Origin of the sequence: Streptomyces sp. Edi2 (assembly GCF_040253635.1) — a bacterium.
GTDB lineage: Bacteria > Actinomycetota > Actinomycetes > Streptomycetales > Streptomycetaceae > Streptomyces.
Window position 1 is genome coordinate 246,340 of record NZ_JBEJGX010000002.1, and the last position, 24,739, is coordinate 271,078.

Below are 24,739 nucleotides of genomic sequence, written 5' to 3' on the forward strand. Positions count from 1 at the left end.
CCCGGACCCTCGGCGGAAGCAGGGCGCGATGGGGGGAGCCGAGTCCTCGCGCTAGCTGCCCAGAAGCATGGCGCGGGCTTCGAGAGCCCGGCTCAGCAGGGCCGCCTCACCGGGATCGACCCTCATCGGGCCGCTGGCGTGGACCGCAGGCGGCATCGTGACCCGCACCTCACCGTCACCGAAGCCTGCGGCCAGGTCGGCGATCTGGTCGCCGGTCAGTGAGTGGCGGACGAACACGTCCACGCCGCTGAGGGAGACGCAGAAGGTGAGCAGGTGGGCGAAGTGCACCTCGATGACGTTGCCGCTGCCCATGACGGCAGCCAGTTCTTCGGTCGTGCGCTCGGTGTCGCTAAGGCCGTCGGTCAAGGGCATGCAGCTCCAGTTCTCTCGGGGCAGAGGGCTCATTCCTCCGTGTCGGCGGGCTCGAACCGGCCGCGGAACCGCGCCGGAATCTCGCTGGGCGGGGTGTTGGGATCGGGCGCATCGGCAGGACCGCGCTCGGTGTCGCTCCAGTAGTGCAGGGCGAGGACATCGACCGAGGCGTCACGCTCCTCGCGGGTGGCCCAGGCCTCGACGCTCACGTCGCCCTCCGTGTAGACGGCGAAGGCGTAGCACAGCTCGAAGGGCGAGTCGTAGAGGGCAACCGCCTGGTACGGCCAGTTGCCCAGGTCCCAGCCTTCCGTGCCCCAGTCCCGGATACCGGTCCATCCCCAGGGCGCAAGGTGGACCAGCCAGTCGTCGGCGTCACCCCCGTCGTGGAAGTCCTCCGGGAGGAACGGCAGGAGCTCCACGGGAACAGGACCAGAGACGAAAGGGCGGTCACTGGAGGGGCGGGGAGCGGCAGTCACGGGAGCCTTCCTGGTCGGAAACGGGACCGAATCAACACGTCTAATGTACGCGCATGGTGGCTATGTGTCAAATTAAAAGGGTCTCACGGAGGGCGGCGGTTTCGCGAGTTCGCGTGTGACCCTGGAAACTTGACGAGTACCCCTGATGAGGGTACTGTGATGCTCGTTGAAGCGGTTGCTCCGGCCCGCGACGGCCGACCCGTAACTCTGCGGGACGGCTGTCCACCTGGAGCGGGAGGGGTTCGGTACCTCTCCGGCCGTGAAAACCCCGTGCAGCGGCAATCTTGCGATTGGTAGTGTCCCGGCTGCGGGGCGGCTCCGATACGTGCTTCCTTCTCTCTCTTTGGAAAAGACTCAGCGCGATCACTTCCCGCCCCGCATCCGAGAGCTTCAGCCCGCCGCCCGCCCGATGCACGAGCAACCGGCGCCCGGCTTACGCCCGTTGACCAAGAACAGGTTGAAACTTTCGGCGACGCCGAGCGGTTCTCAGGGCCCTTCCTCCCACCGGGACGGACACGGGCCCGAACGCTGCGGCTCATGAAGACGATGCCCTGCACGACAGGGCCCTGCAGGCCCGGCGAGCGCCGGGGCAGGGGGAGGACGGCAATGACGACCACGACCATCACGACCACCACCGGAGCCCGCCGCGGCCTGCCCGCAGTGCTCCTTTCCCGTCGTGGATCCGTCTACCTCAACTCCCCGTCGCCCGCGGCGCACGCCTCGACGGCGACCGTCGACTCCCTCGCCGGCATCAGCCTGCTGGAAGCCGACCTCATCGAGCGCGGCTTCCTCATGTCGGCAGACCTGCGCCAGAACCTCACCGGCCGCACCGAAGACCAGCTCGTCACCGCCGGGCGCGACCTGCTGGCCGACATCGACGCGGCCCTCGGCGCGGACCGCGACCACACGCCGCTCTTCCGTCGCTTCCCGGACAGCACCCCGGCCGACACCCTCGCCTTCTACGTCGACCGGGTACTTACCGTGCTCCTCCAGAAGGCCGAGCAGCCGTGCGTGCTGTGCGGATCGAACGACACCGTGCACCCGGTCGCCCCGTGCGCCCACCTGGTCTGCACGTCCTGCTTCGACGGCGCCGACTTCTCGGCCTGCCCGATCTGCCACCGCCGCATCGACGTAGACGACCCGTTCCTGCGCCCGCAGGACCACCGGCCCACCGCCGGCACCCGGCGCGCGCTGCCCGACCGGCTGCGGGTCCTCACCTACGGGGGCGCCCTCACGGACCGCACCGCGGACGCCAAGACCGAACTGACTGGACTGCTGGCGCGCACCGGCGCGCTCAGCCCGCAGGACACCGACGACCTGTCGACCCTCCTCGACGCGGCCGGCGACCGCAGCGACCTCGCGTGGCTCCCGGAGTCCATCCCCGGCCGCACGACCAAGGCCCTCGTCCTGGCCTGGCTCCTCGACGAGCCGGACCACCACCAGGTCGTACTCCCGGCCGTCATCTCCCGCATCACCACGGCCACCGACGTGCTGCGCCTCGCGGCCGTCCGCTCCGGCGGCGACGCCGGACTCCTCACCCCGACCCGCTTCACCGCCCTCTCGCGCCCGCTGCGCCGCGCCATGCTGCAGGCCCTCGACGGCCTCGACGTGACCCTGGCCGCGGAGGACATGCGCCGCCACGAGCAGGCATGGAAGCACCTGGCAGAGCGCCTGCACCCCTTCGAGCACGCCACCCGCTACCCGAACGCGGCCCTCACCTTCGCCGCGCTGCGCAAGACCACGCTCACCGACGACGCCCTCTCCCACACCCTGCGGACGACGGCGCGCCGCGTGCCGACCGCCAGCACCAACCGGCCGAAGGTCGCCCTCGCGCTCTGGTCCACCCAGGTCGAGACGGCCCTCGCCGAAGCCGACGTACGCCGCGCCCTGCCGCTGCTGGCGCAGCGTCCCGGCGAGCTGCTGCGCCGCCTCGACCACATGCTGCGCCTGGCGGGCAGCGACCACGCTGCGCGTGTCCTGGACGCACTGGAGCAGGCGGTTCCCCGGGTCGCCCCGGGAGTGATCCTTTCGGCGCTCGGCGAGATCCGCACCCGGACCCGCAAGGGTGCCGAGCGGGTCTTCTTCCCCAAGGGCGGCAACGCGAAGGCCCACATCGTCGCGGACCAGCGGGCTCCGCTGGCGGGCACGGTCGTCGACCGGGCCGTGGCCATCCTGACCGGTGAGATCCTGCGCCGCGTGGGCCATCTCCCCCCGGTGGACACCGCAGTTCTCGACGCGGGGCTGGACGGACTGATGGTCCCGTTCGCCGAGCGGACCGCCTCGCGCGCCCTGGTCACCCTGCCGCGCGGCAGCGAGCTGCCCCTGCCCGACGGCCGCACGGTCCGCCTCTTCCTCCACTGGATGGAGAGCACCGCCTCCGGCCGCACCGACCTGGACCTGTCGGCGGCGATGTTCAACGACTCCTGGGAGCACGTCGGCACCTGCGACTACACCCGGCTCCGCTTCGCGGGGACGGCCGCCGTGCACTCAGGCGACCTGACCAGTGCCCCGGCGCCGCAGGGCGCCAGCGAGTTCGTCGACCTCGACCTGGACCAGCTGGCCGCCGCAGGCGTCCGCTACCTGGTGGCCGTGGTCTTCTCGTTCAACAACGTCGCCTTCGACGACCTCGCCGACGCCTTCGCAGGATTCATGGCCCGTGACGAGGAAGGCAACACCGGAGAGGTCTTCGACCCGCGCCAGGTCGAGCAGCGCTTCGACCTGACCGGCCAGTCCCGCGCGAGCGTTCCCCTGCTGATCGACGTGAAGGGGCGGACCATGCGGTGGCTCGACGTCGTCAAGGGCGTCACCGGCACCAACCATGCCGTCCACCGGCACGCGAATGACCTCGCCACCCTCGGCGAGGGCCTGACCGGCCTGTTCACCTCCGGCGCCCGCGTCGGACTTGGCGAACTGGCCACCTGGCAGGCGGCAGGCCGTGCCCGCACCGTCGTCGTCCGCCACCTGGACGGCTCCACCACCACCTACCGGCGCCGCCCGCAGGAGACCAGCGAGACCTTCGCCACCCGCATCGGCACCCCGAACGCCGACGACGCCCTCGACCTGGACGCCACCGACGTACACCTCGCCTACCTGGTGCGCGGAGACCTGGCCCTGGCCGACGGCGGTGAGGCGTACGCGCTCTACCCGGCAGGTCTTGATGCCCGGAACGTGCGCCTGCTGGACGCTTCCGATCTCGTCGCCACGCTGCCCCCGCAGTAGGCGTCAACCCCGCGCCAGCACACAGGCCCTTGGGGCGGCACACGAATGCGTGCCGCCACAAGGGCCTTCTCACGTACCTGGTCGTTGAGACCCTGGGGTCACCGGGGCTCGCGCCGGTGGCGGATCGCGACGGCGATGCAGACCGGCGTGGTGAACAGCGCGTGCCAGCCGTAGAAGCACACCCCGGCCAGGCCGACCAACTGGCCCAGCACGAGGAGCAGCGCCAAGGCCGGTGCGAGGAGGACGGGCACCGTGCCGTCGGCGGTCGCGGCGACCAGATGCGGGGCAACCCGCTGGACCGCGACGCACACGAGCAAGGCGGCAACCAGGCCGCCCCAGATGACCATCAAGGCCCGCCCCGGCCGATCCCGGCGGCCGGCCGCAGCCGCAGAACGATCCGACTCATCCGCCCGGCCGGCCGGGGGATCGCCGCGGTCGGCAGTCGACTCCGCCGCGTGGCGATGGGCGGCTGTGGCGGTCAACTCTCGCTCCGCAGCAGGCGGGTGGACACCGCGCGGATGATGCGGCCCAGAGCCATCCCGGTGGCGCCGACTACCAACACCCCGAAAAGCCGCTCCACGAGCAGATACGTGCCTGCTATCGGCTGCCACGCCACGGGCAGCAGCAGAGGCAGCACACGGAGCGGGTGCAACTCACGCCGCACGAGGGGGCTTTCCGCCGACGCGCGCAGGAACAAGGCGCCGCTCGGGTTGGTGTAGGTGATCGCTGCGCCCATCACCAGCGGCAACAGAACGGTCAGCAACACGTCGAGGACAGCGATCACCACGGGCGGTCTCCTTCAACAGCGGGGCGGCACTCTGCTTCGCCTCCGATGCGACCCTGCACGCCAAGCCCTGTGGACAGAGTCCTCCGCCGCACGATCACGAGATCGGCCCGCTCTCGAGCGTTCCTGCATGGCGCGAGGGCGTCATGCCCGACACCGCCGACAGGCAGGCGAACGGGCACCCAAGGCCTTCGGCTCCAGGCCGGGCGCCCGCGCTGCGGCTACGCGGCGTCGGACTCGCTGGCGTGCAGGCGCGCGTGGATCTGATCGAGGAGGCTCTCGGCCGCGGCGGCCTTCGAGTTGTCAGGAACTCGGCGTGGCAGCGGTGGGGATTCGGTCGTCAGTCGTGGTGCAGTGCGCCTACGACCGCGCGGACGCAGGCGTGGGTGTCGTCGCGGTATTCGGCGACCGGGGTCTGCGGGTAGCCCGGTGATGCGTACAGCGTGGTGACGCCGGCGGCCGTGACGAGGCGGGCGCGCCATCCGTGGTGCACCCGGACGGCGTGCTCGATGTGGTTGCGGTGCTCGATGAGGACGTACGCGGTCCGTTCGTCGGGCTCGGGCTCGAAGTGGCCGGCGATGACGCAGTTGTTGCGTCCCAACGAGGCGGAGTGGCCAGTCTGTTCGGGGATGTGAGCTTCCTCGAGGAGCTGGCGCAGCAGACGGTCGGCGCGGCAGTCGCACTTCTCGACCTCGCAGAGCTGCTGCTCGGTCCAGGCCAGCAGGTCACTGATGGCGGAGGTGATCTCGGCCATCTCCTGCTTCCCCCGCTCCATGTAGGGGTCATCGGGGCCGTCCGTCATGTTCAGGGCCGCTTCGGTGGCCAGGCTTTCCCGGCGCATGCCGGACAGTGCCAGGCGCAGACGGGCGAAGCATCCCGGAGCGCCGCTGTCGGCGGCGAAGGCGGCGATCGGGCCGCCCTCGGACAGAGCCTTCGCGGCCTGCCGGGCTTCCCGAAGGGTGGTGATGGGCACGCAGGCTCCTCGGTGTGAGGGCGCCGCTTTTCGTCGGCGCCCGGGAGAGGCGGGCGGGTCTGTGGGGGACCCGCCCGCAGGGGATGGGTCAGGCGTGACGAAGCGCGGAGACCAGCGCGGCGCTCAAGGCGGCCGGAATGTCGGCGACCTGGGCAACGTCCAGGCGGCGGGCGCCGGGCAGGACGTTGGAGCCGGGGTCGAGACAGAACCACAGGACGTGGACGCCCGCCTTGGTCAGGCGCCGTACGAGCCGTTCGCCGCCGATGCGCTCCTCCGGCTCCCAGTGGCCGTCGGACACGATGACCAGGACGCGGGCACCGGCCTGGCGGGAGAGCCCCAGCGCGCCGTCGAGGGCGCTGGCGGCTTCAGTGAAGCGGTGATTGCCGTCGTTCGCATGGAACTCGGTGACCTGTGACGGCGGCTGGCCAGGGGAGACGATCGGGGTGACGGCCGTACCGAAGGCCACCGTCGCCGCCTTTCCCGCGACCTCACGGGTTCCGTGCGCGAACATCCAGGCCGTCGAAGCGACGATCGAGGTATAGGCGCTCATCGAGCCGGAGACGTCGACGGCCACGCCGACCGCGACCGGCGGGTCGTCCGTGCGCTTGCGCTTCACGGTGCGAAACGGCCGGGCGGTGACCGGCACGCCCAGGGCGCTCTGCGCCGCACCGAGCATCGCGTCGCGGCCGGACAGACGGCCCGGCGGGAGCGTGGAGGCGACGCGGACCCGGGCGGTGTCGCGGAACCGCGCCCTGGCGAGCGCGGCACCCAGGCGCCGGGCGGCCGCCCGCTCCACCGGCGTGGGTGCACGGTGGCCACGGACCGGGTTCCGCGGCCGGGAGCGGCGTGAGGACGGAGCGGGGGCGGGCGGGAACACGCGCTGAGCCGCCTGCCGTGCGGCCTGCTGTGCGGCGTCCTCGGCACGGCGTTCCTTCTGCCGCCGGGCAGCCGCCTCCTGGAGACGACGCTGCTGCTCGGGGTCGGGCAGCGCCCCCGTGGAGATCTGGGCGTGAACCGAGGCTGCGACGGTGACACTGGCCACGGCCGCGCCGAGCGGATCCCCGTCCGCCTCGCCATGCGAGGACTCGTGGGGCTCGCCCGCAGCGCACCCGATGCCGGGCAGGTCGTCGTCGGGATCAGCGCCGACGACCTCCACCCAGCGGATGGCGACATCCAGCAGCCCGGTCTGGTCACCGTCGGCGAGGGCCAGGACCTCCTGCCACAGGGCCCGAAGCCGGGAGAGATCACCGGAACCGAGGACGGACTCGGCCGCCGAGCGCACCGGCTCGACCTCGGTCGCGGTGAGCACACCGGCGTCCGCCCGGCCCAGGATGAGAGCGGCACCGGCCGCGGCCCGCCACCGGTCGTACGTCGGTGAAGCGGCGGCCTGCGCGGGCAGCACGATGGTGCTCGCGCAGGCGCGCAGGAAGACGCGGTCCGCCGGGCGCTCCTGGAGGTGACGCGCCTCGATCCGGGGCTCTTCGAGCAGGACGGCCGCGCGGATCACCGCACGTCCCGCCGACTCGGGCCAGTTCTCCCAGCGGGTGCTGCGGGCGTGCCCGGCCTCGTGCGCGGACATGCCGACGATCACCGGATGCCGCAGCCGGCCCGAGACGCTGAGCGGGTCGATCTGGTCCGGGTGAACGCCGTCCTTCAGCGCGATCGCCCCGTTGACCGTGACCTTGATCAGCGCCGGGTCGAACCAGGCCGCGTCCGCCGTGGAAGCGCCGTCCCACACCATGGTGAGCAACACGTCGTCACGGTCGGCAAGGGTGTTGATGATCGAGCCCAGACGCCGGGCGAGCGCGCCCCGGGCATCCAGCAGGTCCGCGTCGACGTCCTCCAGCAGAGCGGGTTCCGCGCCCGCCACGGCGGCCGTCACCGGCGCCCCGCAGGCACCCGGGTGCCCAGCGACAGCGCCGGGGTCTCACCGAACTTCTCCGCCATGGCCGCAGCGAACTCGTCGCGGTCCTGCGAGGGGCACTTGCGCAGCAGACCGGAGACGGCAAATCCCTGTCCGTAGCGTCCGGTCGCCTCGGCGAAGGCCAGCGCGTCACGCAGCTGCGGGATCCAGCCCTCGTACGTCTCCTGGGCCTTGCGGCTCTCCAGGTTCTTGGCCACGGTGATCAGGTCCACCGGCACGCCGAGGTCGGCGGCCAGGTCCCAGTCGGTGGCGACTTCGACGTGGTGGTGGAACCGGCTGCGCAGTGCGTCACTCAGGTTCGCCCCGGGAACGTCGGGGTTGCAGGCGCCGATGACGAACCAGTTCGGGCCGACCTTGAGCGGGGGCAGCTTCGGGTTCATCGTGACGTGCAGCTCGCCGCGACCGTCCATGAGCGGGTACAGCACGGTCAGAGCCCGGGGGTCGATCAGGGCGATCTCGTCGATCAGGAGCGGGACGTCGTTCTCAATGCTGCGGATGAGCGGGCCCGGAACCCACTCGTAGAGCTTCGTGTCCGGGTCCTGGACGAAGGTGCCAACGAAGTCCGGCACATCGGTGTCGGCGGTGCCGACGATCGTCTCCAGACCGGTGTGCAGGCCGTCGACGGCGTCCTGGACGAACGCGGCCTCGCTCAGGGCGGTCTTGCCGGTGCCAGGCGGTCCGACGAGCAGTACGTGCTCGTGGTGGTCGCGGGCGTCGCGGAGGAACGCGAGGTCTTCCAGCGGACCGACCATGCGGGGCTGGTAGGGGTGGCCGTTCGGACGGACCTGCGGTCCGACCGGAGCGAGCGCGGACGACAGGGCGGGCGGGGGCGGGACGGGCGCGCTCTGCTGGGTGCGCTCGCGCTCGAGGTCGTCCAGCACCGCGCGGCCGCGCTGGTTCATCTGATCCGTGAAGCTGGGCAAGGGACTCCTGGAGTGGAAGGAACGAGGGGCGCGGATGCGGTGCCGGGCTTAGAAGTTCGAGCCTGGGATGTGCGAGGCGTGGCCGAGTTCGGTGCCCGTCTCGCGCGCGTGCTTGCCGAAGTGCTGAGCGATGCGGTGGGCGTTGCTGCTGGCCAAGGCGGGATCGGTGAGGTCCGCGGGAAGGTCGAAGACGGTGAAGTCGCGGCTCGGCGCGTAGCCCTTCTTCTCCTTGTCGCGGGACCGCTGCACCGCGCGGCTCAACGCCTCGGTGGCGGTGATCTGCGTGTGGATCAGTCCGACCTGGCCCTTGCCGTTGCGGGATCCGTGGAGGCCGAGCACGATCGCTTCATCCCCGGTGACGACGATGAAGCGGTAGAACTTGTCGCTGTTGCCGTCCTCGGAGTGCAGTTCCCAGCCGAAGCTGACGACGCTGTCACTGGAAGCCAAGCAGTACCCCCATGAGTAAAATTATTTGGGTCACTGGGTGTCTGAGGGTGTGCGGCGAATGGCCGACCGTGGAGGCGTAAGCACCCGCCGACATGCTCTAATCGTACGCGAACCCCCGCCGTGAATCAAGCTAATAGGGTCACGTGCAAGGCTTCTTCCGCTGCTCTCGACCACTTGACCGGGCGTTAGCGTGTGAAGTGGTCGGGCGGACTTGGGGCGTCGGCGAGCGGACGAGGAGTTGGAGCTCGCATCCGGCCCGCGGCGGCCATGGACGGCCCGTGCCGGCGTAATGACCCACACGGGCAGCTGCACGGGGGCCGGAGGCAGACCTCACCGTCGCCGTACACTCGGCACCTGCTGTTCACGCCCCGGGGGAGAACGACACCGTGACCACACCGCAGACCAGCAGCACCCCTGCTGGCGACGTACCGATCTACACCAGCCTCGTCGAGGAGCTCGGCGACGTCCTGACCGAGGCGCGCCGTACTGCGGAGCGGACGCTGCGGGAGTCGCAGCGGGCCCTCGACTTCGGCCTCATCCCGGCCGACGCTGCCTGACCAGCCGGACACCGGCGGCTCGCTCAGCCGCCCGCCAAGGTCCCAGTGCGCGCCCCGGGACCTTGCGGAGCGCCCCGAAGGCTGGCGGAGATGACCGACGGAGCCGGCTCGTCCCCGTTACGCGCCGCCGACCGAGGGCAGGGGCCGGCGGCCGGTCGACGGCTGCCGCCAGCCCTGTTGCGTGCGAGGTGCGGGCAGGGTGGCGATCAGCGCATCCATCCGGGAGAGCTTGACGGCGCTCTGTTCCCGGCACGCGGGACGGAGGAGATCTCCCGTGGCCAACATGATCTCGGTGCCCGCGTCGTCGATGCGCGCGAGGTTCTTGCCCACTTCGAAGAAGTCCGGGGATGGCGCCACGTTGACCGAGGCCAGCGCCACCGCGTGGAGTGCCATCACAACCTCGCCCACCGCGGGCAGTGCCCGCGCTGGATCATCGCGGACCAGGTCCTGCAGGTACGCGCTGAGCTGGGCCACCGGATTCCCGGCCGTCGTCTCCATCATGATCAGAGAACGACGCCAGCCGATCTCCGTCACCTGCGAGGCGGCCGTCCCCATGGACCAGCACCCTGAGTCCCGAAGGCCACAGATGGCTCTCGGCTCACACCGGCGAACTGTCGCCTGCCGGGCTCGGCCGGTCGCACTGCGGGGAGCGGCCGGACAGACATATCTCCTCGATCAGGCGCATCTGGGCGGACGCCTTCTCGTCCCACTCGCACCGGCGCTCCTCGGCGACCCTGGCCAGGTTCCGGCCGACGGGTATGAACGGGGAGCCGGGGTGTCCGGGCCACCGGTTCCCGCTGACCGGGTCGAAGTTCATGTTCCGGTAGCCCAGCCACGACTTCCGGTGGTGCGGGCACATCGCGGCGGGCGCGCGGACCGTGTAGCGCTGGTCGGGCGGGAAGAGGTTGTTGGTGTCCATGTGCCGGCTGCGGCGCCAGGCTGCGGCGTCCCAGGTGTGCCACTGGCTCCGTATGTCGTCGGGGACAGGGATGTCCAGGAACCGGTGGGGGACGTCGGTGAGATGCGGGGGAGTGGTCAACTCGTCTCCTTCATGCGGGGAACAGCGAACGGCGGGAGGAGGGGCTGCAGCGTGGGGGCGGGAGCCTGAGGGCGGTTCCCGATCGAGACGAGCCGGCCCGCGGAGTTGAGCCGCAGATACGGGCGCATGATCTCCGGAATGGGGGCGGTGTCCGGGATCCCGCGGGCGATGGCGCCCCACTCGCCCGTGGTGAGGAACTCGTTGCCGATGTACTCGGTGTACGCGGGCGGGATCGCCTCGGTGAGCTCCTCGTGGACGTCGGTCCAGTGGATGTCCATGGCCTGCTGCATCTCGCGGACGGTGCCCTTGCCGCCGCCCTTGCCGTAGGCCGCGATGTACGGACCGTCCCGCCACACGCCGTGCCGCAGGCCGCGGACGTACCCGCGGTGGGGCTGGTGCGGGCGTCGGTTTCCGCGCCAGTAGTCGACCTCGAATATGCGGTGTCGCAAGACGCCGAGCCCGAACATCTCGCCGCACAGGATCAGGTCCCGCCGCAGCTCGGAGCCCTGGACGTTCTCCATGACGGAGGGCACCCCGTACCAGGCGAGCAGCGCGCGCGTCGCCGGGATCAAGTCGATGTACTGGCGGCCCTTGTTCGTGCCCTTGGTGAGCGTGCACGAGTGCTGACACGGAGGCGAGGCGTGGGCCAAGTCGAAGTCCTGGATGTGCTCGTGGGCGAACTCCAGGGCATCGGCCTGATGGAACTCAAAGGGATAGTGGGGCCGCGGGCTGATGTCGACGCCCACGACGTCGAACCCCGCCCGGTAGTACCCCATCCCGGCGCCGCCCGCGCAGCAGAACAGATCCAGCACCCGAGGTCGGCGCCCGCGGAAGGACGGTCGCTTCGGCAGGCGAAGAGGCTTCGGGGGCCGACAGGTACCCGTGCTGCAGCAGGACAGGCCCATGCGGCCGGGCCGCCACAGCGCCGACGGAGCGGGGAGCACGGCGAGGGGCCCGCTCACTCGGCCCTCGCGTCGTCGATGCTGTAGATGATGATCTGCAGCTGCGAATCACCGGACAGGGCAAACTCCTTGAGTCGGTCGGGGTAGTGGGAGAAACGAACCTTCGGCGGAACGCGGGTGTCGCACGGGCGGAGCGGACCGCGTCCGCAGCAGCGCGCGGCACAGCGTGGCCCGGCCAGGGCCCGCTGCAGATTCCGCGGGCGTGATGCGGTGAGCCGGATCAGGGCTCGCTGTGACGGGCCGGGGCCAGAGCCTCGCGCGCGTCCTCCAGCGACAGGAAGTCGCGGGGCGTGGTGCTGTTGGGATACAGGTGCTGCGCCGCAAGGGCCCGTGCCACCGGGACGTTCCAGCCGGCGACCGGGAGCAGCCAGCGGCGGCCAGTGGAGTGCAGCAGCCCGTCCAGCCGCTGGGCATATCCGCCGCCCTCGTACCGGGCGTCGCGCACCATCTTGATCCGCCCGTCCCGGAAGAGGTTCGTCACCTCCATAAGCCGGTACTCCAGGGGCTGCTCCTCGCGGCTGTACGACGACGTGGTGTAGGACGGGCGCAGCTCCACGATCAGCAGGTCTCCCCTGCGGGCCTTGATCTCAGGTGCAGCGGTCTCGGTCACGGCTTCCTCGTTCGGTGATCGGGGGCTGTTCATTTCGGGTTTGTCGAGGCGGTAGTAGGTGGGCAGGGCGCCACATCGATGGGCACAGGGAGCCGCACGCAGTGGGCGTACGGCGCCGGGGCGCGGCCGCGCCCCGGACCGGACCGGTGGTCAGCGAGTGGCGAGGCGCTGCATGGTGCGGGCGTAGTCCTCGACGCGGGCCTTGGCGATCACGGACCGGTCGACGGTGCGCAGCACGAGCCCTTCCGGACGGCCACCGGCGGCGCCGTCCAGCGCGACACGCGTGCTGGGCAGCCGGGTGGCGAGGAAGTCCTGCATCCCGGCGAGATCGCTCGGAACCTGGTCCGCCGCAAGGCTGCCCAGACGCGGCGTCAGCTCGATCTGGTTCTCCGCGGCAGCGAGGGCGAGATCCCCCTCGGCGAGGAACTGCTGGCCGCCGTTCTCACGCCATGAGCTGATCTCGGCGCGCGGCCGCTCCAGGACTGACGCGTCCACGACGGCGACGTCGAAGAGGCGGAAGCCCACTGCCTGGCTGCCGGTGTACTGCTTGCTGGCCTTGGTGAGCTTGGCGCCGTAGACCTCGAAGAAGTAGACACGGATACCCGTCGCGGGAGGTGTCAGACGGCCGGCCAGGGGGCGCAGGGCGGGCACGATGCTGTCCTTCGGGCTGATGACACGGTCGCCGCGGGCGTGGAGCAGGTCCTCCCGGCTGCCGATCACGTAGTCGCCGTCCGGCAGGACCGCGACCCGCGCGTTCGTGCCGTCCACCTTCTCGGTGAGCACCACTTCGCCACTGAAGGCCACCGTGTTGTCGAGCAACGTGCCGCGGTCGATCTCGTGGAACGTCGGGATCGACGGGTACTTCGTCGCCGAGTTCAGGGCATTGAGATCGAGCGCATCGAGATTGATCACAGATTCCTCCAAAGGCCGGGCGTCCTGGCATGGGCAGGCGAGGTAGCGCCTCACGCGACTTAAAAGTACGCCAACAGGGGGTGAGGGTCAAATTAAAAGGGTCACTCAGGTATCGGGTGTCGGGTACTGCGCGGCGATCCTATTAAGTTGACGCATGGCGAGGGGGAGGGTACATTAGGGGTTGTTGAAGTCAAGGCGCTGACCAGGAAGGAAGCGACGTTGAACCCCCGTCTGAGCGACTACACCCGCAACCGCGCCCACGCGATCGCCACGCAGAACCTGCGCCGCTCCGGAGCCAGCGGCGCTCACGCCAGTGGCCCGAAGCGGCAGCGCAACCGGAACGCGGCCAAGAAGGCCGCCATCCGCTACTCGGCCGCCGCCGCATGACCGCTCCCGACGCAACCCACACCGCCGAGGACGTGATGACTGCCTCCACTGCACCGCTCGCAGTGATCGTCACGAGGGCAGACGGAGGCATCACCCGCATCGGTCCCATCACCGCCCCGGGGGCAGCCGGTGCGATCCACGCCTCGCTGACTCGCCTCACCACCATCCCGGAGAAGGCCGCCGCATCCGCTGTGATCGCCCCGTTCAGCTCGGTGGTGCCTCACCTGCCCCTCCTGGAAGCCGAGGTCGAGACGGTCCGGGCGCTGATGGACGACGACGAGCAGGGCGTCGGGGCCCCGTTCCCCAACATCTGGGATCGCCTCGTCGCCCAGCACAGACTCAACGTGGCCGACGCCCTGGTGCGCGAAGCACTCACGGACCGGCCCAACAGGCATCACCGGCCGCGCCCGAGGACCGTCACACAGCGCCCCTCCCACAGTCAGGCCGACGAGAGGTTCGAGCACGCCCTGCGCGAGGTGCTGCTCGAGAGCACCGGCCCCGGCGGCATCTCACCCGCCGCGCTGAAGGACACCCTGACCACCATCCGACGACTGGCAGAGGCCTGGGCGCGCTCACGCACACGGTCCGACTCAGGACGCTGAGCGCGGCCGGCACGCCCACCGGCGGACAACATGCAGCACCGTCCTGACCACCCTGCAGACGATCAAGGAACAACCGTGGAACCCGAGTTCAGTGCAGGCGACCGCATCCGCGTACTCCGGTGCACCGACGACTTCGACCCCCTGCCCGCCGGCGCCACCGGATCCGTCCGCGCCTGGGATCCGCACCCGGGGCTGCGCCAGCTCCGCGTGACCTGGGACGCGCCACACGCTCACCGGCGCCTGATGCTCACGCTCACCGACGACGGCGACGAGGTCGAGAAGATCTGAAACCCGGCCAAGCCCCCTGCTGACGACCACGAGAGGCAATGGATGATCTACGGCCCCGGGGCCATGGGAACCGCTGAGCTCGCCTGGCACGCGGCCCGCGACGGCTACTACCTCAGCACCGCCGCCCTCCTGTGTGCGGGCCTGCCCACACTGCGCCCCGACCACGACAAACCCGAGCCCTACCGCCACCTCCGGTCTGCGACCCCGACCGGGGCCGACATCACCGCCAACGTCGACGGCGAGAGCGTCCACCTGGAGGTGACCGGCCTGCCGCATCACGACATGCGGCGCGTCTGCCTCGCCGCACAGGTCTACTTCGACCCCTTCACGGTCGAGACCTCCCTCGGCCGCACGCCGACTCCGGGGAAGTACACGGAGCGCGCCCGCCACACCCGCCAGCACCTGGTCGTCCGCACGGACACCGCCGACGTGCGGCTGAACCTGCCCGTGCCGATGGCCAGTTCGGTCTTGAACACACTCCGCTCGCCCTGACCCGAGCCAGTCTGGCCGACAGAGCCGCAGGCGAGCTCAAGAGGGCGATCGCCCGCTTCGCCACCGCCTGGACGGAGCCGCGTCGGCAGGGCGACCGCCCTACGACGACGCCAAGGAAGCGGCACACCCGCCCTCACGGAGAAGCCAGGCCACGGCAAGTTCGGCAGCCGTGCACGCCTCACACGCAACTTGGCCGCTGCTGACGTGCCACCGGTACCCGCTGCGAGTTCCGCACTCGGGCCGCTCCTCGGTGAAAGAGCTCTGACCGGCGCGCCCGACGGTGGGACCCATGACCAGTTCTCCACGCCGGGGCGAGCGGCCGCGAGCGGAGACCGGCGTCGCACAAGGCGCTGTCGGCCGGGGATCCGGCCTCTTCCCGGTCTCCGCGGCCGTGCAGGCGAAGCACCGGCACCCCTTCCTGTACGTGCGGCGGACCCCATGCTCCTGGCCATCGTCGGGAATCGGCTGAGGCCGCTTCGGCAGCCGGCGGCCGCGGGCGAGCGCGTAACGCTCCCGCCCGTCCAGGCCGCCGCGGATCCCCGAGCGTTCCGACGCCGCGAGCCTGCGTTCGGCCAGCAGAGCAGCATCAAGGCACTGTTTGCGTACCGGACACGGCGAGCAGACCGAGCGGGCGCGCTCGGCCTGCTCGATGAGAGCGTTGCTCAGCGGGCCCTCCGGATAGAACAGCTCAGGGTCCGTCCCGCGGCAAGCAGCGTTCTGCTCCCAGTAAGGATGCGGGGCGGGCTGCCTCCCGGCCGTAGTTCCGGGGCGTGGCAAGTCGATCAACCTCCTGGTGCTGCGGATGAACTTCACGAGGGCGTAGAGGGGAACCGGCCGCACTGGTGGCCTTGTCGAGGGCCTGCCTACCGGCCCTGAGTCGCCGCTGAGCCTGCGCGGGTGCTCAACGATACACGAACGACCCTGAAAACTTGATGGAATTACCCTTGCAGGGTAAATTAACGGGACGAGTCGGCGCTGCCCCGGAGCGCGCCCACGAGCCTGGAGAGCCCTTGACCCACCCCCTTCTACTCCTCGATATCGACGGAGTCCTCAACCCCTTCGAGGCCCCGCTTCCCGGCCCGGCCGGCTACCGCCTCCACCACATGCGTCCCCAGTCCTGGATCGCTCAGCATCCCCACCTCCTGGCGGACGACGTCCCCGATCTGAAGGTGCGCCTCCACCCCGAACACGGGGCCGAGCTCCTCGACCTTCCCTTCGAACTCGCCTGGGCTACGACCTGGGAAGACGACGCGAACCGGCACGTCAGTCCGGTCATCGGGCTGCCCACGCTGCCCGTCATCAACTGGACCAGCCCCGAGCAGTTCCCGTCGGACGGCACCTACTTCAAGACGGCCGACGTCGTGCGGTACGCCGCAGGCCGCCCCTTCGCATGGGTCGATGACCAGATCCTCCAGGCGGACCGCGACTACGTCCGCCGCCATCACCCCGGACCCGCGCTGCTCTACGGAGTCGATCCCGAGGTCGGCCTCACGCTGGACGACTTCGAGGCCCTCGCGCACTGGGCCGGCGAACTCTCCATGACCAGCTCGTAGACCGCTCGCCGCCCGTCCGGCCTGCCGACGGGCGGCGAGACGGCTCACCCGCGGTTGTTCACATAGGGGACAAGGCCGGCGGCCGTGTAGCCCAGCCCCCGGCCCCGACGGAACTCCTCCAACCGCTCCTGGTCCGTGTACCGCTCGGCCGGCATCCCCGGCGGCGTGCGCACCCCGAGCTGGATCCCGTACAGGCACAGCACGAACCCGGTGGACACGGCAGCGGAGATCCAGGCGGGATTGGGCGGGACCGCGATCCGCGAGAACGCCTCTCCATTAGGGCTGCGAAGCTCCAGCCGCTCATCCGTCAGCCGGTGCAACGTCCAGCCCGGCGCGGAGCGCAGCGCGGCGAACCCGCGACCGAACCGACCCAGACCCAACTCGACCGCGACTTCCGCCTGCTGCTCCCGCGGAGGCTGGCCCGGCATCCGCATCATCAACGCACGCTCCGGCTCGAACAGAGCCGCGGGCATCTGCTCGGTCCCGCCCGGTTCGACCGTCACCGTCCCGGACTCGAGATCGAAGCCACGGGCGACCTGGCCGAGTTGAAGCGCGGGGTCATCCCAGAACGTCACCCGCCCGTGGTCGTCGACGGTGTCCGCCACCGCCGATATGTGGGACATCAAGTCGGACCGGCCCACCGGGTGTCCATCGACCTGGAACCGGCTGCGACGCTGCTTCTTCTGCTTGAACCTGCCCACGAGGGCCTCCTGCTCATCTAGGGACGCCCCGCTGACCGCCAGGCGGCGCGGAGTGCATCAGAACGCGGCTCCTCACCGCCGCGAACCGATGCTCGAACGAGGCCCCTGTGGACAGAGGCCAGGCACCGGCGCCCACTCGGCGGCCTCCGCCCAACCCGACTTCAGAGGCGACCCCGGCGACCTGCGGCCAGAGGCGGAGGTCGGCGGACGAAACGCCTGACCGCGCGACGCCGCCGGAGTAGAACTGTTGGGTAGAGCCGAGGGAGTTGGGATGGCGCGCGAAGATGCCGCGAGTGACGGGGCACTGACCGACGAGGAGCAAGAGGACCTCGGCGGCATGCCGATCGAGGACCCCAGCGACGATGGGGACGAGGAGTAGAGGCGGTGACCGGCGGCACCTGGAAGGAGCTGGTCGACGACGTCGCGACGGCAACAGAGCTGTCGCAGCCCTGGCGGAGCGCATTTGAAGACGTTCCACGGATCCACTACGTGCCCGACGACGTCTTCGTGCCGGAGCCGGGCACCCCGCGCGCCTATCGGACCGTGGCCCGGCATACCGAGCCCGAGGCGTGGGCAGCGCTGGTCTGCTCGAAGGCCCAGGTCGTCACCCAGCTCACTCCGTCGCCGTTCGACGGGGCACCGACACCGTCGTCGTCCTCCTCCGCCCCCGAGGCTGTCGCCCGCATGCTCGTGCTGCTCGATCCCGCCCCCGGCGCGCGAGTCCTGGACCTGGGCAGCGGCACCGGCTGGACGGCCGCTCTCCTGGCTCGCTTCGGCACCCTCGTGGTGACGATGGAATCCGACCCGGAACTGGCCGCGCAGGTCCGCGCACGCGTGATCGACTGTCAGCCGCCCGTCACCGCGCTGCACGGGGATGCGACGCTCGGGCACCCGGACGCAGCTCCGTACGACGCGGTACATGTCGGCTTCTCCGTCCGTGAAATCCCCGGGACGTGGATCGGACAGGTACGGCCCGGCGGCCGGCTCGTAATGCCGTTCGGCACCCTGTTCTCCAACACCGGGCTCCTGCGCCTGACCGTCCGCGAAGACGGTCAGGTTGCCGAAGGCCGATTCCACGGTGGCGCGATGTTCATGTGGGAGCGCGGGCAACGGCCGAGCTGGGCACAGGCCGTCACCGACGACCCTGAGCGGGCCGCCTCCGCACTCGATCCGCGCACCGTGCTCGCCACAGGCGCCTCGCGATGGGCGGTCGGGCTGCAGGTGCCCGGCGTCACCTGGGATCCCGTGCCCGCCGATGGGGACCGGCTGCTACGCCTTTGGTGCACCGACGGCTCCTGGGCCACCGTAGCCGTGGACGGATGGAACAAGCCGGACGGCGTCGCGCAGTCCGGCCCGCGGCACCTGTGGGACGAGGTGAGCGAGGCATGGTCCTGGTGGGACGGGAAGGGACGACCCGGCCGGAACCGCTTCGGCGTGAGCGCCGACCGCGGCGGCTCGTGCCGTGCCTGGCTCGACAGCCCACGGTTCACGCTCCCCGGGGCTCTCGACTCCGCGGCGCACACCCGTCCTGCGACGCCGCTCCCCTCCGGCCGGTCCGACTCGGCCACAGGGCAACGGTGAGGCGGAGACCCGCAGGGCCCTCCGAGAAGTTCGGCCCCAGTAGCGTGGCGGCTGATTCGCCGAGCTGCCGCAAGATCGCCGATCGCATTCGATCTACGAAGGCCGCGGATTAGGGTGTGCGCATGTCACGCACAGGTACCGCAGTCCTCGTCGCCCTCCTGGGCATCGCCGCTCTCACCTCCTGCTCGTCGGACAGCTCGGACAAATCCGGCCAGGAGTCGGACAAGCCCATCACCAAGCAGCTCGCCCAAGGCGAGATATCGCAGGCCCTTCCGGGCACCGGAGAGGTCATCTCGGGATGGGAGCCCTACAAGGGCAAGAGGGTGACGTCGGAGGCGACTTACTGCACGGCCTCGGGTGGCACCGCGCCGAAGGGCTGGGTCCGCGGCGGCTCCGCATGGTTCGACTACAACGGCTCCACGGACAACATGATGGATGTCGGGATCTGCCTGTACGACTCGGCGGAGAACTCCAAGGCCGCCTACGCGGCGTGGCGGGGCAAGGAGTCGAGCAAGGAGCAGGGCCTGAAGAAGAAGGTGGGGGAGGAGTCCGTGCTCGTCACTAACTCCGGCCTGAGCAAGGACACCGTGTACGCCTTCAGCCGCTCGGGCAACGTCAACATCAGGGTGAAGGTTGAAGGCACCGGGGGCGACAGCACCGGCGCGCAGGATGTTCTGGCCGCCACGCTCAAGCGACTGCAGCAGGTACAGGACGGCGAGCGCCCCACGGCCACTGCCGCGGAGCAGGCCAAGAAGTAACAACAGCGCCCGGCAGCCGGCGTGCGGCGGGCGCGGCGGGCGAGCGGTTGTCGGGAACGGCGCCGGAGGCGGCGCGCTGCCCGGGACTACAGGCCGGGGAGCGGGTCCTGGCCGCGGCGCGCTTCGGATACGGGCGCGGCCGAGGTGGCCTGGGGCGACGTCACGGCGGGCGAGGGCTTGGCCGCGGGCTCGGCGTCGTCCTTCGCGCAGGGGCACCGGCACCACCACACACACGGCTCGCCGCCGGGGCGCAGGATGAGGGTGGCCGCCCTCCGGCCACGGTGGCTGAACACGGTCTCGGCGTTGTCGCAGGCGTCCGGGCCGCCCTTCTGCCGGTGCATGCACCACTCGCACCGTCCGTTCAGACAGTTCCAGCAGGTGCCCCGCTCGCACATCGCCCAGCGCCAGAACCCAAAGGCGTACCCGTCGTCGATCAGGCGGAGGTGCTTGGGCCAGACGATCGCGCGGACCCAGGCGCCCTCGTCTTCGCCCATCGGGGACGGGTTGGGCACCGGGTCGACCAGGCCGAGGTGGAGCATGCGGTGGAAGGGGAGGCTCTGTACGCCGCGGACGACCTCGCGCTCGGCCGCGGTGAGGATGCGCTGCGGCCGCCGCAGCACGCCGGTCACCGCTCGGCCCGGGGCGAGGCCGCCGCGATGCGAGTCGCGTTGTCCATGTCGGCCTCGCTCTGCGGGGTGCCGCCGCCGTTGACCAGGAGGTAGATTTCAGCCTCCTCGGCTGCGGTGGCGACCTTGGCCATTGCCACCGACAGGTGGGCGCGGTTGGCGAACTTCAGCCGGGCCGGCTTGGCCAGGCCCGAGAGGCGCACATACGGGCCGTCGTCGGTCTCCTCGGTGGCCGTTACGTCGTCCTGGGGGAACCAGGTTGCGGGTACGGCCAGTTCATCGTCGTACCAGAGGTAGGCGGTGGTGATGCGCTGCTTGCCGTCGATGCACACGTACATGGCCTCGCCGCGGTCGGTCGGGTCGTAGCCGTTGGCTTCCTTCCACTCAGGCGTCGTGCGGTCGTTCAGGATCACCACGCCGGTCGGCGTCCCCGTCAGCCACGACCGGATGAGCGCGACGCGCTGGTCGTCGGTCCACACGTCGCCGCGCTGGTAGTCCGGATCGAGGTCGAGTCCGAAGGTGCGGCGGAAGCTCGTCGCGATTTCGCGGGGCGAGCGATCCGAGGTGCGCAGGTTGTGGTGCTCGAGCGGGTGGGCGGTCTGGCGTGTCATGTACGGCTCTCCGGGATGGTGAGGCGGGGCGATGGCCCTGGAGGTGGCCCGAGACGGACGTCCTGCAGCTGGCCGGAGGAACGCGTGAGGACTCGGCGACATGAGATGGGCACGAGGCGGCGCGAGGAGGTGCATTCAATGTACCCACACAAGGGGGAAAACGTCAAATCATTAGGGTCAGTGGAGGGTGTGAGCGGCCCCCTGTTGTCGCTGGCGGCGGGGCTCGGCCTGCAGGGATGGAGTGCGCGCTCCCGGCGCCGAATCTGGCAGGTGCGGCGCAGTAAAGCCGATGCCTCCACCAATGCCTCTACCCGTGGAGGCATCGCGCGGTACGGTGGGTGTATGCCGAAAATCTCTGTGGATCTCAGCGAAGAGGAGTTGTCCAGGGTGAACGAGCACGCTCAGCGCCTGGGCGTGTCCACCCGCTCCTGGGCCAAGCGGACGCTGGTCGACTCCGCCAACAAGGCCCGCTTCCTCAGCGCTGCGCGCACCGCCGTGCCCACAGCGCTGGAGGCCGTGAAGGACGCGCCCGAGGGCATGCGGTGAGCCCGATCGTCTACGTCGACCCTGGATGGCTCCTCGACATCCAGGAGGAGGCCGCCCCCCGGAACATCGGCATCGCCGACTGGGGGGCGCTCCACTGGACAGGGAGCGCGCACCGGTACGAGCAGATCGCCGGGCAGCCGTACTACGAGGATGCCGCCTCCCGGGCGGCCACATTCCTGCACCATGCCCTGGTGCTGCGCCCCTTCGATGACTACAACTTGGTCGTCGGCTACGCGGCCGCCGACGCCTATCTCCAGATGTCCGGGCACGCCGTCACGGTCAAGCCGGACGCCCTCTGGGCGCTCGCCGGAGCGGTCCGCGCCGGTGAAGAGGATCTTCGCGGAGTCGCACGCTCCCTTCGGTCCTGGACGGCCTGACTTCCGCCTTCCGTGTGCCGGAGGGGAGGCCCGCGTGGCCTGGGCCCTTCTGGCGGGGCAGCATTCCGTCGTCGCGGGCGACGGTAGGCCAAGACGAGGAGCACCGCCGTCCGCTTAGCTCGTGCTCGTCAGGCGGAGGCTGCAGCAAGGGCGGCGAGCGGTGAACGCTGTCCCTTCTGGACGGCGCGGAGGGTGTCCCAGCCGATCTCCGGGTGAGCGGTCGGAAGACCATCGACATCGCTCGTGCGGAACAGGGCGACGTCGACCGCCCCGGCACGTGAGGTGCCGAACCGGACCTCGACGGAGTCGGCCGGCCTGATCCACCCCAGACGCAGCATGTGGTCGAAGTCCGTCCTGCGGACGGACAGTCGCCGCGCGGCCTGGTCGGGCCCGAGCGGGGTGTTGGCGGCCACCAGCTCGGCGAGGTCATCGCGGGCGCAGACGACGTCCACCTGCTCGGGGTTGACCAGGGACCCGTCAGGGTTGGTGCTGAGATCGGTGAGCAGGCGCAGGTCGATCAGCCTGCGGACGACGAACGAGGTGACTGATGCCTTCTCGCCGATCACATTCGGCGTGCCGAGCGCCTCGGCAATCCGGTCCGCCGCGGCGCCACCGGAGATCGGCGTGCGCGAGAGCGCTTCGCGGATCGCGTCTGGATCCATCACCTCCACGGCGCTCCGAGACCATCGCTGAGCAGGCAAATCCGGCTCCGGAACCAGCCCGCAGTGCCGCGCCCACCGGAAGGCCGCCACCGGGACCTTCAGTCGCTTCGCCGCCTGGCCGTCGTCGTACTCACTTCGTCGCGCCATGGGAATCCCTTCTCGATCGCCGCACATCTGCGGCCGGAACATGACAGAACACCTAAAAGGGTGTCAAGAGCACTGCAGAGAAACAGATCAGGGCACGCCGGGCTTCACACCCGATTCGGCGGCGACCGCCCGATGTTCCCTTCAGTGGCCGGCGCCGAACTCCCTGCGGGGGTGTTGCGAGGCACCGCAACACCCCCGCAGGGAGTTCGGCGAGCGGGGCCCGCCGGCCGATCTCGGCGCGCGTGTACGGGGCAGGCAGTCGTGCCCGTTGGAGAACCTGCCACGCACGACGCTCCTTGCAGACCACGCTCCTACGGCCCACGGCAACGTTCACGGGCCTTGGGTCAGATTGCGGCCCGATAGCACGGCAGCTCGCCTACCGGAGATGCCGCCGGGCACGGTTCGGCCGACCTCAGCGCCGTACCGGCGGCAGCGGTCTATGCGACTGCGATCGGATGGATGCGATGGAAATCGGAGCGAGTCGTGCCGAGCTCGTCGTCGTCCAAGCCGCACGTACGGCAAAGGTGCCGGGTGTCGCCTTCACCGAGCGGGGGTGCGATCTCGGCGAGCAGGGCTCCGCACCGGGCAAAGCGCGCGCTGTCGATGCCGTAGGACGGATCTTCCAGGTGGACGACGATGCGGCGGTCGTCGCTCGCCCGGTACCAGATGGCCGTCACGCCGAACTCACCGCCGTGGAACTACTGTTGGCGATGTTAGGGAGGACGATCTCCTGCCACCGCTCACCGTCCCACACCTGCCAGACCTCGGGCGCGGGCTGGTACCGGGAGAGCCCGCGGGCCAGCTGGCCCATGTACGGGTAGTCGCCCCTGGCGAGCCAGACGGCAGGGACCTTCGCCTCGATGATGTGGTCGGTGTACCCGTCGGCGTCGAGCCCGCGCACCAGGCTCGTCCGCTTCCGCGCGTACTGCTTGGCCGTACGGGCCAGGTCGTACTCGTCGATGAGGTGGTCGTACACCTCCTCTTCGCTGATCGGTTCGCCCTTCCAGCGGCAGGTGCGCGTGAACTCGGCCATGCCCTGGCGGCCAGTGCGGTCTGCCGGGGTGAACCAAGTGCCGCCGCCGCGACCATGGTTTTCGATCACCCCCACAAGAGCACGGCCTTCCCGCACATTCGCGCTGAACGCAACGCCGCAGCTCATGGTCACCTGCTGCAGGCTGGTGATCCGGTAGCGGGTGTGCGGCACTTCGAGGCCGGTCAGCGGCAGAGGGGTCAGGTCGGTCACGCAGTCTCCTTCTGTTGAGTGCATTTCGTTACGTCCTCGCTAGGACGGATCGGGGGAGAGGCTCCGCAGAACCGGCAGGATGGCCGACCGGTCGATGGCCTGGGGCAGGACGAGCGTGCTCTGGCCCGCGTCGATCGACTTCGACACGATCTCCGACAGCAGGCCCGGCGCGATCGGGGCGGAGAGCTCGGCGATGAGGCCGGATCCCTGGTCCGGGACGATGAGGACCCAGTGCCCCTTCGCGATCACCCGCTGGACGAAGTCGACGGCCCGCCAAAGGTCATGACCCGGCGGGCAGGTCAGGTCTTCCACGATTCCGTCCGCGTAGACCCGGTGGACGGTGATCTGGACCGGCAACTGCTCCATCACGCTCTCCTCGTCGTCAGGGTGCGGGGGCGCTCCCACCCTCATAAGTTCAATGTACCTGAGAAGTGGGTGGGAATCAAAATTAAAGGGTCAGTGGAGTGACCCATTTACTTTGACTAAAATCACCTGTCTGTGTACATTAAAAGGTGTCCCGGTGTTCATTGCACCGGATCCCGCCCCCGCCGAAGGAGCCAACCTGCTGTACGCCGACGAGAACAGCGCCGACGAGTTGGAGGCCGTCCTCACTCAGCGCCTGGACGTCGATCTGGAGATGGCGCAGATGAACGCCGAGGCCGATGCCTGGCACGCCGTACGTGACCGCGGGTTCTGCAACCACGGATCCGCTATCGGCTACCGCCACCCGCCGGTGCACGAGGTGCAGAGGCTCCTCAAGCCCGGCCAGCTGATCTGCACCGCCGGATGCGACACCGTCTTCGCCGACGAGGAGGACTGGTACGCCCAGCTCGACGACCCGATGCTCAACCCCGTGCCGCTGCCCAGCTGTTCCACTGCCAGCGAGAAGCCCGGCTCCGGCGCCTGATCAATCGTCCCCTGCTGCGCTGCCTCACCCCGGCATGCCCAAGCGCTCTCTCCGAACGGA

At 70.1% G+C, this 24,739-nt stretch carries 32 protein-coding genes and 1 pseudogene; 12 read left to right on the forward strand and 21 right to left on the reverse strand.

All coding sequences use genetic code 11. The features are described from left to right. Positions 1 to 51 precede the first annotated feature (51 nt). Together ABR737_RS03160 and ABR737_RS03165 are read right to left on the reverse strand one after the other, a co-directional pair. Positions 52 to 366, reverse strand: coding sequence for a hypothetical protein (locus tag ABR737_RS03160; protein ID WP_350248648.1), 315 nt, complete (start codon positions 364 to 366; stop codon positions 52 to 54). Between the two features lie 35 nt (positions 367 to 401). Then, positions 402 to 791 (reverse strand): hypothetical protein, encoded by a 390-nt coding sequence (locus ABR737_RS03165; RefSeq protein WP_350248649.1) that lies wholly within the window; start codon positions 789 to 791, stop codon positions 402 to 404. Between the two features lie 663 nt (positions 792 to 1,454). Here ABR737_RS03165 and ABR737_RS03170 point away from each other — a divergent pair. Then, positions 1,455 to 4,067 (forward strand): MXAN_6230/SCO0854 family RING domain-containing protein, encoded by a 2,613-nt coding sequence (locus tag ABR737_RS03170; RefSeq protein ID WP_350248650.1) that lies wholly within the window; start codon positions 1,455 to 1,457, stop codon positions 4,065 to 4,067. A 98-nt stretch (positions 4,068 to 4,165) separates the two neighbouring features. On the opposite strand, the gene ABR737_RS03175 is transcribed toward ABR737_RS03170, so the two are convergent. From ABR737_RS03175 to ABR737_RS03200, 6 genes are all read right to left on the reverse strand, one after another. Further along, complete coding sequence (locus ABR737_RS03175) at positions 4,166 to 4,414, reverse strand: hypothetical protein (protein ID WP_350248651.1); 249 nt, start codon at positions 4,412 to 4,414, stop codon at positions 4,166 to 4,168. 131 nt (positions 4,415 to 4,545) lie between these two features. Further along, entirely contained in the window at positions 4,546 to 4,854 is a 309-nt protein-coding gene (locus ABR737_RS03180) for a hypothetical protein (protein ID WP_350248652.1), read from the reverse strand. Positions 4,855 to 5,191: 337 nt separating this feature from the next. Next, complete coding sequence (locus ABR737_RS03185; RefSeq protein WP_350248653.1) at positions 5,192 to 5,824, reverse strand: hypothetical protein; 633 nt, start codon at positions 5,822 to 5,824, stop codon at positions 5,192 to 5,194. 88 nt (positions 5,825 to 5,912) lie between these two features. Further along, positions 5,913 to 7,706 (reverse strand): VWA domain-containing protein, encoded by a 1,794-nt coding sequence (locus tag ABR737_RS03190; RefSeq protein WP_350248654.1) that lies wholly within the window; start codon positions 7,704 to 7,706, stop codon positions 5,913 to 5,915. Further along, the gene (locus tag ABR737_RS03195; protein WP_350248655.1) at positions 7,703 to 8,671 is read right to left on the reverse strand and encodes an AAA family ATPase; all 969 of its coding nucleotides are present in this window, start codon (positions 8,669 to 8,671) and stop codon (positions 7,703 to 7,705) included. Before ABR737_RS03195 ends, ABR737_RS03190 begins: the two co-directional genes overlap by 4 nt. 48 nt (positions 8,672 to 8,719) lie before the next feature. Further along, positions 8,720 to 9,118, reverse strand: a complete 399-nt coding sequence (locus tag ABR737_RS03200) for a hypothetical protein (RefSeq protein WP_350248656.1) — start codon at positions 9,116 to 9,118, stop codon at positions 8,720 to 8,722. Positions 9,119 to 9,504: 386 nt separating this feature from the next. Between ABR737_RS03200 and ABR737_RS03205 the strand changes: the two genes are divergently transcribed. Beyond that, complete coding sequence (locus ABR737_RS03205) at positions 9,505 to 9,675, forward strand: hypothetical protein (RefSeq protein ID WP_350248657.1); 171 nt, start codon at positions 9,505 to 9,507, stop codon at positions 9,673 to 9,675. Positions 9,676 to 9,792: 117 nt separating this feature from the next. On the opposite strand, the gene ABR737_RS03210 is transcribed toward ABR737_RS03205, so the two are convergent. The 5 genes and pseudogenes from ABR737_RS03210 to ABR737_RS03230 form a co-directional block, all read right to left on the reverse strand. After that, a complete protein-coding gene (locus tag ABR737_RS03210; protein ID WP_350248658.1) occupies positions 9,793 to 10,230 on the reverse strand; it encodes a hypothetical protein in 438 nt (145 codons plus the stop codon). Positions 10,231 to 10,273: 43 nt separating this feature from the next. Then, a complete protein-coding gene (locus tag ABR737_RS03215) occupies positions 10,274 to 10,714 on the reverse strand; it encodes a hypothetical protein (protein WP_350248659.1) in 441 nt (146 codons plus the stop codon). 185 nt (positions 10,715 to 10,899) lie between these two features. Next, a pseudogene (locus tag ABR737_RS03220) lies at positions 10,900 to 11,490 on the reverse strand (DNA methylase); the annotation flags it as partial. Between the two features lie 406 nt (positions 11,491 to 11,896). Next, entirely contained in the window at positions 11,897 to 12,286 is a 390-nt protein-coding gene (locus ABR737_RS03225) for a hypothetical protein (protein ID WP_350248660.1), read from the reverse strand. Between the two features lie 150 nt (positions 12,287 to 12,436). Then, the gene (locus ABR737_RS03230) at positions 12,437 to 13,198 is read right to left on the reverse strand and encodes an RNA ligase family protein (protein ID WP_350248661.1); all 762 of its coding nucleotides are present in this window, start codon (positions 13,196 to 13,198) and stop codon (positions 12,437 to 12,439) included. A gap of 219 nt (positions 13,199 to 13,417) precedes the next feature. On the opposite strand from ABR737_RS03230, the gene ABR737_RS03235 reads away from it, so the two are divergent. The 4 genes from ABR737_RS03235 (at position 13,418) to ABR737_RS03250 (ending at position 14,967) form a co-directional block, all read left to right on the forward strand. Next, positions 13,418 to 13,585, forward strand: coding sequence for a hypothetical protein (locus ABR737_RS03235; RefSeq protein WP_350248662.1), 168 nt, complete (start codon positions 13,418 to 13,420; stop codon positions 13,583 to 13,585). Then, positions 13,582 to 14,187 (forward strand): hypothetical protein, encoded by a 606-nt coding sequence (locus tag ABR737_RS03240; RefSeq protein ID WP_350248663.1) that lies wholly within the window; start codon positions 13,582 to 13,584, stop codon positions 14,185 to 14,187. The genes ABR737_RS03235 and ABR737_RS03240 overlap by 4 nt, the downstream gene beginning before the upstream one ends. A 75-nt stretch (positions 14,188 to 14,262) precedes the next feature. Further along, complete coding sequence (locus ABR737_RS03245) at positions 14,263 to 14,475, forward strand: hypothetical protein (protein ID WP_350248664.1); 213 nt, start codon at positions 14,263 to 14,265, stop codon at positions 14,473 to 14,475. Positions 14,476 to 14,538: 63 nt separating this feature from the next. Further along, the gene (locus ABR737_RS03250; RefSeq protein WP_350248665.1) at positions 14,539 to 14,967 is read left to right on the forward strand and encodes a hypothetical protein; all 429 of its coding nucleotides are present in this window, start codon (positions 14,539 to 14,541) and stop codon (positions 14,965 to 14,967) included. A 99-nt stretch (positions 14,968 to 15,066) separates the two neighbouring features. Here ABR737_RS03250 and ABR737_RS03255 read toward each other — a convergent pair whose 3' ends face one another. Continuing rightward, positions 15,067 to 15,807, reverse strand: a complete 741-nt coding sequence (locus ABR737_RS03255; RefSeq protein ID WP_350248666.1) for a WhiB family transcriptional regulator — start codon at positions 15,805 to 15,807, stop codon at positions 15,067 to 15,069. 170 nt (positions 15,808 to 15,977) lie between these two features. Here ABR737_RS03255 and ABR737_RS03260 point away from each other — a divergent pair, with 170 nt between their 5' ends. Next, the gene (locus ABR737_RS03260; protein WP_350248667.1) at positions 15,978 to 16,520 is read left to right on the forward strand and encodes a hypothetical protein; all 543 of its coding nucleotides are present in this window, start codon (positions 15,978 to 15,980) and stop codon (positions 16,518 to 16,520) included. A 44-nt stretch (positions 16,521 to 16,564) separates the two neighbouring features. Here the strand turns inward: ABR737_RS03260 and ABR737_RS03265 are convergent, their stop codons facing one another. Then, a complete protein-coding gene (locus ABR737_RS03265; protein ID WP_350248668.1) occupies positions 16,565 to 17,221 on the reverse strand; it encodes a hypothetical protein in 657 nt (218 codons plus the stop codon). A gap of 384 nt (positions 17,222 to 17,605) precedes the next feature. Between ABR737_RS03265 and ABR737_RS03270 the strand changes: the two genes are divergently transcribed. Then, the gene (locus ABR737_RS03270) at positions 17,606 to 18,802 is read left to right on the forward strand and encodes a methyltransferase domain-containing protein (RefSeq protein WP_350248669.1); all 1,197 of its coding nucleotides are present in this window, start codon (positions 17,606 to 17,608) and stop codon (positions 18,800 to 18,802) included. Between the two features lie 122 nt (positions 18,803 to 18,924). Further along, positions 18,925 to 19,560 (forward strand): hypothetical protein, encoded by a 636-nt coding sequence (locus tag ABR737_RS03275; protein ID WP_350248670.1) that lies wholly within the window; start codon positions 18,925 to 18,927, stop codon positions 19,558 to 19,560. Between the two features lie 86 nt (positions 19,561 to 19,646). Here the strand turns inward: ABR737_RS03275 and ABR737_RS03280 are convergent, their stop codons facing one another. Next, positions 19,647 to 20,180 carry a DUF6248 family natural product biosynthesis protein gene (locus ABR737_RS03280; protein ID WP_350248671.1) on the reverse strand — a complete coding sequence of 178 codons (534 nt, stop codon included), beginning with the start codon at positions 20,178 to 20,180 and terminating at the stop codon, positions 19,647 to 19,649. Between the two features lie 5 nt (positions 20,181 to 20,185). Further along, entirely contained in the window at positions 20,186 to 20,797 is a 612-nt protein-coding gene (locus ABR737_RS03285) for a DUF262 domain-containing protein (protein WP_350248672.1), read from the reverse strand. Positions 20,798 to 21,139: 342 nt separating this feature from the next. Between ABR737_RS03285 and ABR737_RS03290 the strand changes: the two genes are divergently transcribed. Both ABR737_RS03290 and ABR737_RS03295 read left to right on the forward strand, forming a co-directional pair. Next, the gene (locus ABR737_RS03290) at positions 21,140 to 21,343 is read left to right on the forward strand and encodes a hypothetical protein (RefSeq protein ID WP_350248673.1); all 204 of its coding nucleotides are present in this window, start codon (positions 21,140 to 21,142) and stop codon (positions 21,341 to 21,343) included. Continuing rightward, positions 21,340 to 21,720, forward strand: coding sequence for a hypothetical protein (locus tag ABR737_RS03295; RefSeq protein WP_350248674.1), 381 nt, complete (start codon positions 21,340 to 21,342; stop codon positions 21,718 to 21,720). Before ABR737_RS03290 ends, ABR737_RS03295 begins: the two co-directional genes overlap by 4 nt. A gap of 128 nt (positions 21,721 to 21,848) precedes the next feature. On the opposite strand, the gene ABR737_RS03300 is transcribed toward ABR737_RS03295, so the two are convergent. The 4 genes from ABR737_RS03300 to ABR737_RS03315 all read right to left on the reverse strand — a co-directional run bounded on the left by ABR737_RS03300 (position 21,849) and on the right by ABR737_RS03315 (position 24,183). Continuing rightward, positions 21,849 to 22,529, reverse strand: coding sequence for a hypothetical protein (locus ABR737_RS03300; RefSeq protein ID WP_350248675.1), 681 nt, complete (start codon positions 22,527 to 22,529; stop codon positions 21,849 to 21,851). Between the two features lie 437 nt (positions 22,530 to 22,966). Continuing rightward, positions 22,967 to 23,206 carry a hypothetical protein gene (locus tag ABR737_RS03305; RefSeq protein WP_350248676.1) on the reverse strand — a complete coding sequence of 80 codons (240 nt, stop codon included), beginning with the start codon at positions 23,204 to 23,206 and terminating at the stop codon, positions 22,967 to 22,969. Then, a complete protein-coding gene (locus ABR737_RS03310; RefSeq protein ID WP_350248677.1) occupies positions 23,203 to 23,772 on the reverse strand; it encodes a hypothetical protein in 570 nt (189 codons plus the stop codon). Before ABR737_RS03310 ends, ABR737_RS03305 begins: the two co-directional genes overlap by 4 nt. 39 nt (positions 23,773 to 23,811) lie before the next feature. Further along, positions 23,812 to 24,183 (reverse strand): hypothetical protein, encoded by a 372-nt coding sequence (locus ABR737_RS03315; protein WP_350248678.1) that lies wholly within the window; start codon positions 24,181 to 24,183, stop codon positions 23,812 to 23,814. Between the two features lie 109 nt (positions 24,184 to 24,292). Here ABR737_RS03315 and ABR737_RS03320 point away from each other — a divergent pair, with 109 nt between their 5' ends. Next, positions 24,293 to 24,679, forward strand: coding sequence for a hypothetical protein (locus ABR737_RS03320; protein WP_350248679.1), 387 nt, complete (start codon positions 24,293 to 24,295; stop codon positions 24,677 to 24,679). The last annotated feature ends 60 nt before the right edge of the window (positions 24,680 to 24,739 follow it).

Coding starts and splice junctions, on each gene's coding strand:
- ABR737_RS03170 (WP_350248650.1), top strand. CDS start 1,455: ATGACGACCACGACCATCACGACCACCACCGGAGCCCGCCGCGGCCTG.
- ABR737_RS03175 (WP_350248651.1), bottom strand. CDS start 4,414: ATGGTCATCTGGGGCGGCCTGGTTGCCGCCTTGCTCGTGTGCGTCGCG.
- ABR737_RS03210 (WP_350248658.1), bottom strand. CDS start 10,230: ATGGGGACGGCCGCCTCGCAGGTGACGGAGATCGGCTGGCGTCGTTCT.
- ABR737_RS03240 (WP_350248663.1), top strand. CDS start 13,582: ATGACCGCTCCCGACGCAACCCACACCGCCGAGGACGTGATGACTGCC.
- ABR737_RS03250 (WP_350248665.1), top strand. CDS start 14,539: ATGGGAACCGCTGAGCTCGCCTGGCACGCGGCCCGCGACGGCTACTAC.
- ABR737_RS03275 (WP_350248670.1), top strand. CDS start 18,925: ATGTCACGCACAGGTACCGCAGTCCTCGTCGCCCTCCTGGGCATCGCC.
- ABR737_RS03285 (WP_350248672.1), bottom strand. CDS start 20,797: ATGACACGCCAGACCGCCCACCCGCTCGAGCACCACAACCTGCGCACC.
- ABR737_RS03290 (WP_350248673.1), top strand. CDS start 21,140: ATGCCGAAAATCTCTGTGGATCTCAGCGAAGAGGAGTTGTCCAGGGTG.
- ABR737_RS03300 (WP_350248675.1), bottom strand. CDS start 22,529: ATGGCGCGACGAAGTGAGTACGACGACGGCCAGGCGGCGAAGCGACTG.
- ABR737_RS03315 (WP_350248678.1), bottom strand. CDS start 24,183: ATGAGGGTGGGAGCGCCCCCGCACCCTGACGACGAGGAGAGCGTGATG.